Source organism: Paraburkholderia sp. PGU19 (assembly GCF_013426915.1).
Classification (GTDB): Bacteria; Pseudomonadota; Gammaproteobacteria; order Burkholderiales; family Burkholderiaceae; genus Paraburkholderia.
In genome coordinates this window covers 763,459-776,761 of the sequence record NZ_AP023183.1, presented here as the reverse complement: position 1 = coordinate 776,761, position 13,303 = coordinate 763,459, and the positions used below count along the sequence as shown (strand labels likewise).

Sequence of the window (13,303 nt, the reverse complement as noted above, 5' to 3'; positions counted from 1 at the left end):
CAATAGCGCAACGTGGCAGCCAGCGGATCCGAAAAGACTATCAAAAAAGGTGGTCTTTCCGCGGTTTGATCCGTAACGCGTTACACGCCGCAATTCGGCCGGATCAATCGGCAAAAGAGGCAAACATAAAAGGCCGCTAAAACTCTGTGCCTTTTGCCGCAAATTGCCTGTGAGAAATTGTTTCAATGGTAGCCATTCATCAAGGGTTGCCATGCGCATTTTCAGGAACAAGCGGCAGGCCGCGCTATCCACGGCCCCCGGCATGTATGCCGAGGAAGAAGATCCATCGAAAGTCATCTTCGAGACCAGCACGCGGCTCAAGGTCGAGAGCAACCGCTGGATGCTCATCGCTTTCGCCTGCGCTGCGGTCGCGGCCGGAGCGGTCTGGACGCGTCAGCCGCCGCCTTCCGTTACTCGCGTGGTCGGGGTCTCGGCCGACGTCAGCGGTCATCCGGTGGTGACTGAGCTTGTTGCCTACAAGCCCGACTCGCAGGCCTTGCGCACGAGCATGCGTGACATGGCCGTCCGCTGGTTCACGATCGAGCCGGTGCTGACCGACAGCCTTCAGACGTCGCGTATGTCGCTGAACATCAACTCGGTGAAGGCACAGATGATCGGCGCGGCCACAGACCAGTTCAAAAGCTGGCTGCGCGAGGACGCTCCTTTCCAGCAGATCTCGGCCAATCCCAAGCTGATCCGCGAAGTGAACGTGCGCAACATCGCGCTGCTGGAGGACCAGACGGTCCTCGTTGAATTCACAACGACGACCTCTCAGGCAGGCGCTTCCGGCAAGCCAGAGGTCAAGTCGTATGCGCTGACCCTGCGCTATCAGATCGTCGCGCCAACGGCCGACGCAGCACTCACCGCCAATCCCTTCGGCATCTATATTCCGTTTTTCCGCCTTGAGCGGACCGGTGGAGCTTGAACAGCATGACTTTCAGACTTCAGCGGCCGGCGCTCGGCCTACTTGTCCTGCTCGCGGCAACAGCGTTGCCGATGACCGCGGCGAACGCCAAAAAGCCTACGGAGAACGGTTCGTTCAACGCCGCGATGATTGCCGGTGACCCGATGAGTCCGGTTAATCCATTCAACGGTGGATCAGACCCGCTCACGATGCCAGGCGACGCTCGCATCGGCGTCTTCCCATACAGCCGCGACCAGATTTTTCGCGTGCTCACCGCGCCGCTCAAACTCACGACGATCGAGCTCGAGCCGGGCGAGAAGCTGATTGCCGATCCGGCTATGGGCGACAGCATCCAGTGGGAGGTCGACGACGACAAGATGAACCACGTGTTCATCAAGCCGCACGAGGCGGACATCGTCAACACGCTGCACCTGACGACGAACCGGCGCGAGTATGACTTCACGCTCATCGCGTCGCCAGCTGGCGGGTTTTTCTATCAGACGGTGCGCTTCCAGTATCCGCACGCGCCGGTGGCCCGGACGGACGCGCGCGACGATGGGAACGGAGCAGGGCGCGGCTCCGCAAATGGAGAGCGCGGCGGCGATTCGGGAGCGATTACCGTTGCGCCCGACAAGCTGAACTGGGATTACTCAGTCGACGGTAGCGCCGAATTCAAGCCCGAAGTCGTCTTCGATGACGGTCACTCGATCTGGATGCGCATGCCTGCCAAAGCGCAGACCTGGCCGGTGCCGATGTACAAGGATCACGGCGATCGCGTCGTCGGCAACTTTATCCGCCGCGGTGACTTCCTTGTGTTCCAGCGCCTCGCTGACGAGATCGTCCTCGTTTCCGGCAAGGATGAGGTGACGGTGATGCGTGGGCGCCGGCGCGTGTTCGGAGTGTTCTGATCGTGGCCAAGAAGACGGAACAGGCGACGCCCAACGCCGAGCAGGCTGCGATCGTTAAAGGCAAGACGCCCCGCAACGCCATCATGAGCATTGGGCTGCTGGCCGCACTGATCATCGGCGCGCTGGGCTTCTACTACGAGCTGAAAGCGAGCGATCAGGCTGCGGAAGAAGCGCGTCTGAAAAAGGCAACGGCTCTTAAAAGCAGCACGGAGGTACCCGCTGCAGGCACCGCTGACATCGACAAGGTGATCAGGCAGCAGCAGGAGGCGGCTGCAGCTGAGGCGGCCGCGCGCGCCGCGTCGGATGCAGCAGCGGCGCAGCGTCCGACGGTAAAGCCGATGCTGACCGGCAATGATTTCCAGCGCGAGGTGGGGTCGGGCGGTGGCGACACAGCAGCTCTCGCCGCCAGCAACAAGCAGGACGCGATCTATACCTCGTCGGTTTTCAAGCAGTCTGGCGCCTCCCGTAATTCAAATCAGTCTGCAACCGCCACGCCTGCGGGCGTTCCCACTCTGGACGATTTTCGTGCGGCGCGCGCCGCAGCGGCTTCCACTGCGCAGAACCCGGCAGATGCGATGGCGCTCGCGCTGGGCAAACAGGGCCAGGCACCAGAAGACCGCGACAAGGCGTTCCTGAAAGAAACGGCAGGGCAGGGCGGCATCGAGCGCACAACATTCAACGGACAGGCTGGCGGCTGCACGCTGACTCCTCCGCACAACATTCACGTCAAGACTGTCGAAGGTCTGAACTCCGACAAACCGGGGCGCGTCGCACTGATGGTGGACGAAGATGTGTATGACAGCCTGCGGGGCGACTGCCTGATGATTCCGAAAGGATCGTTTATCAACGGCGCGTACAGTTCCGACATCAAGGTCGGTCAGGAGCGGCTGCTAGTCGCGTCGACCAGTCTGCGACTACCCAACGGCAAGAGCGTGCCGATGAACGGCATGCAGGGCGCTGACCAGAACGGGTACGCCGGATTCTCGGGCGACGTCAACAACCACTTCCTGGCGATCTTCGGGGCGGGCTTCATCACCGCTGTACTGCTGAAAAGCTTCGACAATGGGTCAACGACCTCCACGACGGCAAGCCCGATCGGCATAACGACCACCGGGAGCACCGCAGGGCAGGTGGCCGCGACGACTGCCCAGGCCGTGCTTCAACGCAACCAGAACATCCCGCCGACGATCACGGTCAAGCCCGGCGAAAAGTTTCTGGTGCAGGTCACGCAGGACATCGTGATGGAGCCGTACCATGACTAGGCGCGCCATCGCTGCGCTGCTGCTGACGGCCGCGTGCTCGTCGGCGCGTGCCGCAGTGATCGAGACGGTGATCAGCCCGACGCGCTTTGTCGTTGAAGAACACGGCGAGCGGTCCGTGCTGGAGCTTCCCGGCAGGCCCGTGTACGCATGCGGCCTCCAGCGCTTCCTTACATGGGCTCAACCGCTGAGAGGGCAAAGCATCACGCATGGGTCACGTGGCTTCGCATCTGTTCTCGTTGATGGCGCACCGGAAAGCCTGCAGGCGTTACTGGTGCGCAATGGGTGGCTGCAGCCAGCAGTGCTTGACGACGAAGCGCAGGCCGCGTTGACCGAGCGCCGTGGCGGCTGGGCCTGTGCGTCTGCGCAGACACCATTCGACGTCATGCATACAAGCGTCGACGCGAAGATCCTCGCGGGTATCGCGCTGAATGAATCGGCGTACAACGGTCGCGCCTGGCCCTGGACACTGAACGTCGCGGGTCGCGGCTTCTTCTTTCGTACACGCGAGGACGCTTACAAGGCTGTGCGATTTCTCATCGCCGACGGCCGTTGCGACTTTGACGTTGGTTTGATGCAGGTGAATTGGTGCTATCACCGGCAGCGGTTTGGTTCACCGTGGGACGCGCTCGGCCCCGCCACCAACATTCGCGTTGCCGAAGACATCCTCAAAGAAAACTATCGCAAGACAAATTCGGCGGTGAGGGCGGTGGCTTACTACCACAGTGCCAATCCCCAACCGGGCCGCGAGTATCTCGCGCGCTTCATCCAGCATCTCACCCAACTCGACCGCGGCTTATGAAGCAGACGCTATCCTTTATCGCGCTGGCAGTGTTGTCACTCTCCGCGTCGGCTGCGAGCACCGATCCGCTCGACTTCGACTACCAGATCAACGGCAACATGACCGAGCGCCCGGCGCTTGTGTTCAACGATGGCACCGACACATACCTGCAACCGCGTGCGGGCCAGGTCCTGAAGGTTGAGGGCGGCCATACTGAAGGCCCGTACATCGTCGTGTCTGGCACGCCCGAGGTCATTTCATATTCGGTCAGTGGGTCCAGTGCAACGGCGCGCTGGAAGAAGGCCAACAGTTTTACGTCCGAGCGGGGCAACCGTAGGGGTGACATGCCCGCCGGTTTCGCGGGCTTCTCGAACCGCCTTGCGCTTATCGGCGCACGCCCGCGGCTGGAGACGACGCGCCCGATGACCGCAACGTTGCCGCTCGCCCAGATGGTCAAGGCACTCGTGCCGCAGGGGTGGACCGGGTCCGCGCAGAAGGACGTGGACCTCACGAACGCGCAGAGCTTCGCGACGCGCGATGGCGAGAACTGGATGCAGTCGCTCGACCGCCTGCTCGGCGCTGTGGACCTCTATGCGGACGTCGATTTCACCGCGCACCACGTCACTCTGCGTCGTGCAGCCGTCAAGTCGACCGGTGTGAACTATGTCGCGAGCGCCACGCCCGCTGATCCCATCGTTGGGGAAACGCAGACGGCGAGCGTCCTGCCGGATTCTGCCGCGGCCGCAGTCGCGAGTGGTGCGACGGGGGTCTCCGACAAGGCGCAATCCCAGGACGGGCTGGCGGTGAAGTTCGGGGCTATCGCGATCCGCGATGGCGACGACACGCACATCCAGATCCGCTTTTCACAAAGGCCTGCAAAAGAGCTCGTCTTTCGAGACATGGACGGGCATTCCCTCAAGCCAAAATGGGACGACTCAAGCAATGTCGTGACATTTAACCGGGCAGAGCGGTTCGTGGTGTCGAACGGTTCGGACAGTGTTGAGGTCGCGCGCGTCGCGGGCCTTGTGTACGTCTTTGAGCCGAAAAACAGCGCTGGCCTCGAGGGCGTGTTCGACAAGGAAGGATCGACCTATTTCAAGTTTGCGGACACCGTCGGCAATGTGAAGGTGTCGGATGTCGCTCACATGGGATCGGGCGAGCAGAAGGGGCGCTATTACAAGTTTAACGGCACTGCCGACCAGTTCATCGTGAACGCGGACGGCAACGTCGTGAATGTGACGCGCAAGCATGACGTGCGCTTCTTCGACCGTCCGAAATCATGAAGGTCCGATCGGTCGCGAAGCTCATGGTGCCTGTCCTGATGTGCAGTCATCCGGCGTTCGCCGATTGCCTCGATGATGCCGCGCAGTATCACCACGTCAACGTGATGCTGGTTCGCGCGATCGCGCAACAGGAGTCAGGGATGCGCGGCAATGCGATCAACGTGAATACGGATGGCTCGGAAGACATTGGCCTGATGCAGATTAACTCGTCGTGGCTTCCAAGGCTCAGGCGCTACGGCATTACGCGCGAGTCCCTGTTCAACCCGTGCGTCAACGGCTACGTCGGTACATGGATCCTTGCGTCGAACATCAGGCAGTTCGGCCCGACGTGGAAGGCGGTTGGTGCGTACAACGCCGTCTCGACCAACAAGCAACTGGTGTACGCGAACAACATTTATCGGCGCATCCAGCGCGCGGCCCACTGAAACTCATGAAGCAAATGATCATCATGCCCTCCCGTCGTCGCGCCTCGCTGGTCGCGCAGTTCCTGGCACTGCTCGCAATGACGGGGTTTACGACCGCGTCGTTTTCCCAGTCAAAACTTTCCCCGCCTTCAGGCGATGGCTGGCAGTTGCTCGGTGCACCCACGGCGCCGGTAGCGCCTGTTGCCACGCTGGCGATGGTCGCTCCCCCGGGCAGTCCCGGTGCTCGGACTGCCTCGTCGCAGGCATCGCTACCGCCAGTACTGGCTTCCACGCCCGAACCGCCGGCTCCTGCACTGCAAACGCCCGCATCCACTGCCGTCACGCCGGTCGTCCTGCCGGGAACGCCGGCGCCTGCATCCGCTGGCGTTCTGTCGTTCGCTATCACGCCGCAGGACATCAATCTGCGTAACGCCCTTGACCGCTGGCTACAGCAGCAAGGCTGGCAGCTCGCCTGGAAGATCGACGATGACCTGCCGCTCGAATTCAACGCGACGTTTAGCGGCGATTTTGACGCTGTCCTCACGCAGGTGATGCGAGCCACGAACCATATGCGCACCCCCACGCGCGTTTGCGTACACACCAACAACGTTATTCGCGTGGTCGCACGCGCAGCCAACTGCCAGGATTAAACAAGATGCGCATCAACCGTTTCCAGGCTGCTGTTTCCCTTCTGCTGGCGTCCGCGCTGACGGGTTGCGCGATCTCGCAATCCGACATCAACGGCGCATACGATGCGGCGACGCGTGACGCCACGCATGCGATGGCGAATACCGGCGACTCCATGCCGCTCGTTGAACATGTGCCGACTGCGTTCCTCGGCGACCGGCTTGTGCCAGTCGCGTATGAGGCTACGCTGCCTGCTGTCTTCCGTGAAAAGACCATCACACTGCCAGCGAACCTCCCGATCACGAAGATCGCAACGCTGGTGTCGAATGCGACGGGATATCCCGTTCACCTGAGCCCTGACGTGTTCATCTCGCGCGACTCGCTCATAGATACGGCCTCGGGCACGGCGGGCGGCCAGGCGCGTGGTCCGCTGCCGTCCGCGAGTGGCACCGTTGAACCCGTCTACCGGCAGGCCGGAAACGCGCGCATCGGCCAGTACCTGCATAGCCTGACAGAGGATCTCGGTCTGGCGTGGAGCTTCGATGGTGCGACGATCAATATCTCGCGGTTCGTAACTCGCACCTTCCAGATCGCCGCCATTCCGGGCGCAGTGAGCATCAAGTCAACGATGTCGAAGGGCACCGACACCTCAACGGGCTCACAGGCTAATGGCACGGGTACAACCAGCGCGAACACCGGTTCGTTCTCGGCTATCACCTCCACGGGACGGGACGGCACGTTCGACCAGATCGCGTCGATCACCAAGGAACTGGAGAGCCTGAAAACTCCGCTGGGCAAGATCACGGTCAATGCGCAGACCCGTCTGGTCACCGTCCGCGATACGAAGGAGGCAGTCGACCGGATGAGCGATGTGCTCAAGCACGAAAACGCAGTCTTCACGCGCCAGGTCGCGATTCGTGTGCGTACGTTGCAGATCGCCCTCAACGACGGCTCGCAGGCTGGCGTAAGTGCAGACATCGTCTTTAACCGGATCTCGGACGGGCTGAAGAAGTACTCGATCAGCATCGTCTCGCCGACGACGCTCGCGACCGCAGCTGGCCAGGTTGGTCTGTCGATCCTGCAGCCAAACGCGCCCCTGACGGGCACGAACGCTGTCGTCAGTGCGGTCAATACGTATGGCAAGACAATCTCGGATAACACGCAGACGAAGGTGACGCTTAATGGTCTGCCCGTGTCGATCGGCTCGTTCGAGACGAAGGGCTACCTCGCGGCGACCACGCCATCGGCAGGCTCGATCAGCGGAACGACGGGCGGGGTGCCGGGCCTGCAACCGGGGTCGGTTACGGTCGGTGACTTCGTGAACATCCTGCCGTCTGTGAACGATCACAACCAGATCATCCTGTCCTACTGGAGCGACAACTCCAAGCTGAATGGTCCATTCACCACCATCGGAACCGGTTCGGGCGAGTCGGCCCAGCAGATCCAGCTGCCGGATATTGTGGGCAGCAAGGATGACCAGACCATCGCGCTCGCTGACGGTCAGACGGTCGTCATGTATGGGGCGATTACGAATAACTACGACGGGTCGAGCAACAACGGTATCCTGGGCATCAGTGGTGCGTGGAACAAGGCGAAGACGTTCCAGGTGATCATGCTGACCGCGACCGTCGTACCGTCGATGTGAGCGGCGTGATGCATTTCGAGACCATTCCCAACGAAAAGAAGGCCAGGCTCGTCTTTGGCCTGGAGTGGCGCGCCTACGCGACGAAGGGCGGGGCAGCCGAGCGACGGCGCTATGCGCAAGAACTCGACGCGACGCACTACGTTGAACTCAAGGGCAAGGAAGAGACGGTTGCGGGCTTCTGCGCGCCCGACGCTGTGGAGCGAAAGGGCGGTGTGAAGTTGTATTCGGCGGCCGCGCGCGTCGCCGGGCTCGAGCGTGTGCGCACCAAATCTGCCGTGCTCGTGCTGATCCAGGACGGGCAGCGCGTGCATGCGGTGCTGGTCGTGCGCGGTACCGTCCGTGTCGACGAAACCGTTGCGTTGCATACGCTTGAGACAAAACGTGTCGCGTGGGAAGACGAGTGCGCTAAAAACCGCGTCGATCTCGTCACGATCGGATACGGCGCCGATCTCGGCGACGTCGACGAACCATTCGCCGTGAGCGAACTGCTGCGCGGCAAGAGCGTTGGCCTGATCAGGAAGGTGCCCGTCAAGGTGCCGACGGCGATCCCGGTGATGGTGATTGCTGTTGCGCTCATCTACGGTATGAGCGAGGCGATGAGCTATATCAGCCCGCCACCGCCACCGCCAGCGCCGCCGCCGAGCTACATGCAGGACTATCAGACCGCGGTCGCTCGGGCGTTTGCCGGACAGATTCCGATGGCATCGGCACTTGCGCCTGCCCTGTTCGACATTTTCCGAAATCAGGAAACGAACATGGCGGGCTGGCAGTTCCATAAGGCGTCATGCGGCGTGGCGGGCAGCTGTTCGATCACCTACAAGCGTGAGGGCGGCACGTTCAAGGAATTTGACGCCCGCGCGTCCGCCGACATGCGGCCAGTCGTATTCGATGCGGGCGGTCTGTCGCTCCAGACGAGGGGCCCGGCCGTGCCGCGCGTGCAAAAGCTCGCGCTTGCGCAGGCGAAGCAGTGGCCGACCGCACAGGCGCTGATCAAGCAGCTTCAGACCGATCCCCAACGGCTGTCGACGAAGCCCGACCAACTGATGAGTCACGGCTATGTGGTCACGCTCCGACCGCCCCAGCGTCTGCTCGCACGTCAGCCGCTTGCGGGTGAGGTGAAAGGTCCGCTCGTCCAGTCGGGTGACTGGAGCATCGAAGGCTATATGTGGCAAAGCCGGCTGCTCTCGCGGCTGCCGGACAACATGTCTCTGGACACGCTTGAGCTCGAACTGAAAGAAGACGGCACCGGCGTGCATTTCACCGCGAAGGGTAAATACTATGTTCTCCAATAACGCGGCCCGTCGCACGGCGGCATCTTTCTTCCTGCTATGCGTGACGGGCTTCGCGCATGCAGACGAAAAGCACCTCACGCTCGATGACATTGACGGGCTCGCGCGTCAGAACCTCGTCAACACAATGCGCAAGGCGGATGGAACACAGCCTCCCGCGGGCGCTGCTTCGGTGGGCGTCGGACTCAATGCGCCGCTGAATTCACCGGCGCCAGCGCCCGATGCTCATTCCGCTGCCGCAAGCAAGCCGCCTAAACGGCAAGGACCTCCCGCCCGCGTCAGCCCACCCGTCTCGTTCGTTGGCGCGTACAGCGACATGAGCGGAGCGCACGTGCTGTACGACTATCAGGGGGGTATCTACTCGGCAGCACGTGGCGCGAAGCTGCTCAACGGCTGGGTGGTAACGCGAGTCGATGGGTATCACGTCACGGTGTCCGAAGGAAAGCGCACGTGGTCGGAGGTCATATCCGCGCCCGACACGGGATCGGGCCCGACGGGCGATAGTGCTGCCGTTCGCGCGGTAACGGATCTCGGTGGCCCTCTGCCTCCGGGCGCCCCTGGTATGGGTCCGACAACGGTGCTTTTCAACGCGAGGTAAGCAAATGGGCCTTTTTTCTGGAGTCGAACCGGACGAAGAGCAGGCAGGTGGTGGCAGTTTCCTGAAACGTCTGCGTGGCGTGCGACCCGCTTCTTTTGTCGAGGGCGGCGGGTCAGCCACACGGGTAGCGCAGGAGCCGAGCTTCGTCAAAGGCACGAAGCACGGTGCACAAGAGCCGACGCGCGCCATCAATCCGACGGTGTCGTTCCTCGGCCGCAAGCTGTCGGGCGACGACATCGAGGACGTCGAGAATTTCACTGAGTCTGTCGCGGTGGAAGCGGCGCCGCATGCGGAGCGGGAGACGGCAGCGCGACAGCACGAAGCATCGCGGGTCGAGACGGCTCGCACAGCGGAGCCGACGGCGCGTGCGCAAACTGCACCGATGTCGCGGTCTGTCGAAAGCGACCTCGATCACAGCGCTGCGAACGCGGGCGATGTTGTCAGCGGTCTCGGCGACCGTTACGCGGAAGGCGACAGGGCACTGCGCGAGCTGGAAGCCATGCTTGCGCAACAGACTCGCGCCGACGCCGGAATGAACGATGTGCCTGCGCGTCCTTTTTCGCCACCAACGCCGACAGCGTCCACTGCCGCGCCGGGCGCTGACACTCCGAGCACTGAAGGAGCCGACCGGCCAGCGATTGCGGCGAGGGGCCCGAGCCAGTGACTGCGCCGGTCGCAACCGAAGCAGAATCGAGCGCGCCTGGTTACGCGAGCCGCCCGCCCGCTAGCGCGCGCGTCGAGCGGGCCATGGATAACCTGCCTCCTTCCGTCGATGACGACGATGACAGCGGTCCTACAGGCGCGCTGAACGGGAGGCCGACGCTCGTCTCCGCAGAGGCGCTACCAGACTACAAGCGCGTCATCACGGGGGTCGATGCGGACTCGGTGCTCCGGGTATCGGCGGCCGTACGCAAAGAATTTGTTGCGGTCGAAATTCAGCCAGGCATTGCGATCGTCGCAACGACAGCGCGCTTTAGCGAACGCGCACAGTTCGCGACCTTTTTGAAAGACCTCGCGTCGCATGACCTGCTTGTGCAGGAAGAAATGATCGCGACGGAAGAGGTCATCGCGGCCATCTACGAGCGCAAGCGTGACGTTGCCATCAAGGGTGGGGAGCGCGAGGCATCACGCGCCATTGGCAACTTCCGTGACATTATCGAGGCTGCCCACGCGTACGGAGCGAGCGACGTCCACGTCGAGCCGCGAGACTTCCTGTCGGAAGTCGAAGTGCGCTTTCGGGTGAACGGTGACCTTTATACCTATCGGCGGCTGCCGAAAAACATGGTGCGCCGGGCGCTGTCTGCCGCCTACTCGGACCTCGTTCAGAAGAACACGAACTCGGGGAACTCATTCCAGCCGAGCGCACCGCAGTCGGCCATGATTCCGCTGGTCCTCGGCAGGGACACGGTGAACCTGCGATGGCAGTCCGCGTCGACGGTTGGCGGTTACGACGTTGGTTTGCGTCTGCTTGACGGCAACTTCAAGAATTACTCGGTGCTGATGCCTGACCAGATGGGGCTGTCGCCGAGCCAGCTTGCGCTGATCGAGACGCTGAATCATGTCAGCGGGGGCATTACGGTGCTCACCGGGGAGACGGGTTCGGGCAAGACCACGCTGCTACGGGCACTTTCCTACATGCTTCCCGACCGGGAACTGAAGAAGCAGTTCGCCGTCAGTGAGCCGTCCGAATATCCGTTGCCGTGGCTCTCGGAGATCTCGATCATCCGTCGGCCGGACGAGTCAGACGACGAGGCGAGCCGCAAGTATGCGGAAGTGATCCGGACGCTCATGCGGATGGACCCGGACGACGTGACGATCTCGGAAGTGCGTGACCGCGTCGTGATGGGCCTGGTGTCCGAACTGGCAATGACCGGGCACCCGGTCCGTTTCTCCTTGCATGCGGGCGACATCATCTCGGCGGTAATGCGGATGGCGGGTGGCCGGCTACAGCTGCCGATCGACGAACTGGCCGCCGAGGGCTTCATCAACGCGGTCGGAAACCAGAAGCTCGTCCCGACGCTGTGCAACGACTGCAAGCTGCCCGCCGAAGAGGTGATGCCTCAGCGGGATCTCGAACTGCTGCGCTCGAAATTTGGCCTCGATACATCGAAGATGGCGTGCCGGAATCATGCTGGATGCCCGACTTGTCGTCTGGATGGCCTGTTTGCACGGGACGGCAAGGTGGCAGGGGGCACGATGCGGCCGACGCTGGTCGCCGAGCTTTACCGTCCGACAGAGGAGTTCCGCGAGCGTATCGCCACGCGCGACTGGCGTGGTGCACGCGCCGTATGGCGCAGTGAGCGTACGACAGGCTTCGACAACGAGGACATGACCGGAAAGACGGTCTATGAACACGCTCTTTTCAAGGCTTCGCGCGGCGAAATCGACCCACAATTCATCAACCGTTCGATGCAGTCCTTCGCGCAATATCGCGTGATGCCGGGTGCTGACGGGAAACTGTGACGAGGTCCGTGCGTAATGTTCAGTTCGTTGATAGCCATGCTTCCCGAAGCGACGCAGATGCGCCTTGCGCGCTGGCGCTTCCAGAGCGTGCGTGAATCCTTCTACAAGGAAACGCGCCTCGATATCGAAAAGAAAGGTCTGCGTGACGTCGAGACGCTGCGCGAGCGGCTGGAGACTTATGAGACGCGAAACAGGGCGCGCAACCGGATCGAGTGGAAGGTGTTCGCGCGCGTGCGCGCCCGCCTGGTGAAGGGCGACTCGTTTTCCGCAGCGATACGACCGTATATTCCCGGCGATGAGTACACGCTGTTCGACATTGCCGGCGAATCGACGTTGAAAGACGCGGTGATCCGAGGCTTCGAGCTGGCAGAGATGGCGGCCTTTGCAAAACGCACGTTGTCTTCGCAGACGTCCCTGCAGCTTGCCTACCCGACGTTCCTGCTCGTCTATCTGTACGGCTTCTGCATGATGTTCGGCGGGGTGATTTATCCGCAGGTTGTCGAGATCAAGCCGCTCGAACAGTGGCCAGACTTCGGGCAGATCTTCTACCACATCGACACGTTCGCCTACGACTACTGGTGGATCTCAGCATCAATCGTCACGAGCCTCATAGCAGGCTATTTCTGGACCCTCAAGCGCTGGGTGGGGCCGCTTCGCAACCGGTTCGACCGGTTTCCGCTGATGTGGCGCAATCGGCGCGACATGCGGGCCGCCTTGCTGATCGTCTCGCTGGCCGGTCTGTTCGAATCGAACCTGACGTTGCGCGCGGCGATCAACCGGATCGCCAAGAGCGCCGATCCGTGGATGCGGTGGCACCTGAACACGATGAGCAAGCGCCTCACGCAGCGGCCGGATCAACCGATGCGTGCCCTTGACACGGGCATCTTCTCGGAAATGATCGTTGACACGATCACCGATGCCGCAGGGCGCGACCAGTTCGAGGCGGCCATCAAGTCCCTTGGCCGCGAATCGCTCGCGCGTGTCGTCGAGGCGGTGAAGCGCAATGCGCGGCTCACGCATTACATGCTGCTCGGCTTCGCGGTCGTCGTGTTCATGACCATCGGTATCGGATCGTATGTGGTGACGGGTGCCGTGAACATGAGTGGCGGCATTCCTTCGGCAGGCTCGCAATAAATGCAACT

13 protein-coding genes are annotated in these 13,303 nt (G+C 62.1%); all 13 read left to right on the top strand.

Annotation, left to right across the window (positions count from 1 at the left end; translation table 11 throughout):
• Positions 1–211 precede the first annotated feature (211 nt).
• The 13 genes from H1204_RS50680 (at position 212) to H1204_RS50620 (ending at position 13,295) form a co-directional block, all read left to right on the top strand.
• The gene (locus H1204_RS50680; RefSeq protein ID WP_180736639.1) at positions 212–925 is read left to right on the top strand and encodes a type IV secretion system protein; all 714 of its coding nucleotides are present in this window, start codon (positions 212–214) and stop codon (positions 923–925) included.
• A gap of 5 nt (positions 926–930) precedes the next feature.
• Positions 931–1,812 carry a TrbG/VirB9 family P-type conjugative transfer protein gene (locus tag H1204_RS50675; RefSeq protein ID WP_180736638.1) on the top strand — a complete coding sequence of 294 codons (882 nt, stop codon included), beginning with the start codon at positions 931–933 and terminating at the stop codon, positions 1,810–1,812.
• A gap of 2 nt (positions 1,813–1,814) precedes the next feature.
• A complete protein-coding gene (locus H1204_RS50670) occupies positions 1,815–3,074 on the top strand; it encodes a TrbI/VirB10 family protein (RefSeq protein WP_180736637.1) in 1,260 nt (419 codons plus the stop codon).
• Positions 3,067–3,873, top strand: a complete 807-nt coding sequence (locus H1204_RS50665; protein ID WP_180736636.1) for a transglycosylase SLT domain-containing protein — start codon at positions 3,067–3,069, stop codon at positions 3,871–3,873. Before H1204_RS50670 ends, H1204_RS50665 begins: the two co-directional genes overlap by 8 nt.
• Positions 3,870–5,135, top strand: coding sequence for a TrbG/VirB9 family P-type conjugative transfer protein (locus H1204_RS50660; RefSeq protein WP_180736635.1), 1,266 nt, complete (start codon positions 3,870–3,872; stop codon positions 5,133–5,135). Before H1204_RS50665 ends, H1204_RS50660 begins: the two co-directional genes overlap by 4 nt.
• On the top strand, positions 5,132–5,560 hold the full coding sequence (locus H1204_RS50655) for a lytic transglycosylase domain-containing protein (RefSeq protein ID WP_180736634.1): 429 nt from the start codon (positions 5,132–5,134) through the stop codon (positions 5,558–5,560). Before H1204_RS50660 ends, H1204_RS50655 begins: the two co-directional genes overlap by 4 nt.
• Positions 5,561–5,565: 5 nt before the next feature.
• Positions 5,566–6,189 carry a toxin co-regulated pilus biosynthesis Q family protein gene (locus H1204_RS50650; RefSeq protein ID WP_180736633.1) on the top strand — a complete coding sequence of 208 codons (624 nt, stop codon included), beginning with the start codon at positions 5,566–5,568 and terminating at the stop codon, positions 6,187–6,189.
• A gap of 5 nt (positions 6,190–6,194) precedes the next feature.
• A complete protein-coding gene (locus tag H1204_RS50645) occupies positions 6,195–7,811 on the top strand; it encodes a type II secretory pathway protein (protein WP_180736632.1) in 1,617 nt (538 codons plus the stop codon).
• The gene (locus H1204_RS50640; protein ID WP_243469176.1) at positions 7,748–9,103 is read left to right on the top strand and encodes a hypothetical protein; all 1,356 of its coding nucleotides are present in this window, start codon (positions 7,748–7,750) and stop codon (positions 9,101–9,103) included. The genes H1204_RS50645 and H1204_RS50640 overlap by 64 nt, the downstream gene beginning before the upstream one ends.
• The gene (locus H1204_RS50635; RefSeq protein WP_180736630.1) at positions 9,090–9,698 is read left to right on the top strand and encodes a hypothetical protein; all 609 of its coding nucleotides are present in this window, start codon (positions 9,090–9,092) and stop codon (positions 9,696–9,698) included. Before H1204_RS50640 ends, H1204_RS50635 begins: the two co-directional genes overlap by 14 nt.
• A gap of 4 nt (positions 9,699–9,702) precedes the next feature.
• A complete protein-coding gene (locus tag H1204_RS50630; protein ID WP_180736629.1) occupies positions 9,703–10,362 on the top strand; it encodes a hypothetical protein in 660 nt (219 codons plus the stop codon).
• An 83-nt stretch (positions 10,363–10,445) separates the two neighbouring features.
• Positions 10,446–12,161 carry an ATPase, T2SS/T4P/T4SS family gene (locus H1204_RS50625; protein WP_180736628.1) on the top strand — a complete coding sequence of 572 codons (1,716 nt, stop codon included), beginning with the start codon at positions 10,446–10,448 and terminating at the stop codon, positions 12,159–12,161.
• A 15-nt stretch (positions 12,162–12,176) separates the two neighbouring features.
• Positions 12,177–13,295 carry a type II secretion system protein gene (locus H1204_RS50620; protein ID WP_180736627.1) on the top strand — a complete coding sequence of 373 codons (1,119 nt, stop codon included), beginning with the start codon at positions 12,177–12,179 and terminating at the stop codon, positions 13,293–13,295.
• The last annotated feature ends 8 nt before the right edge of the window (positions 13,296–13,303 follow it).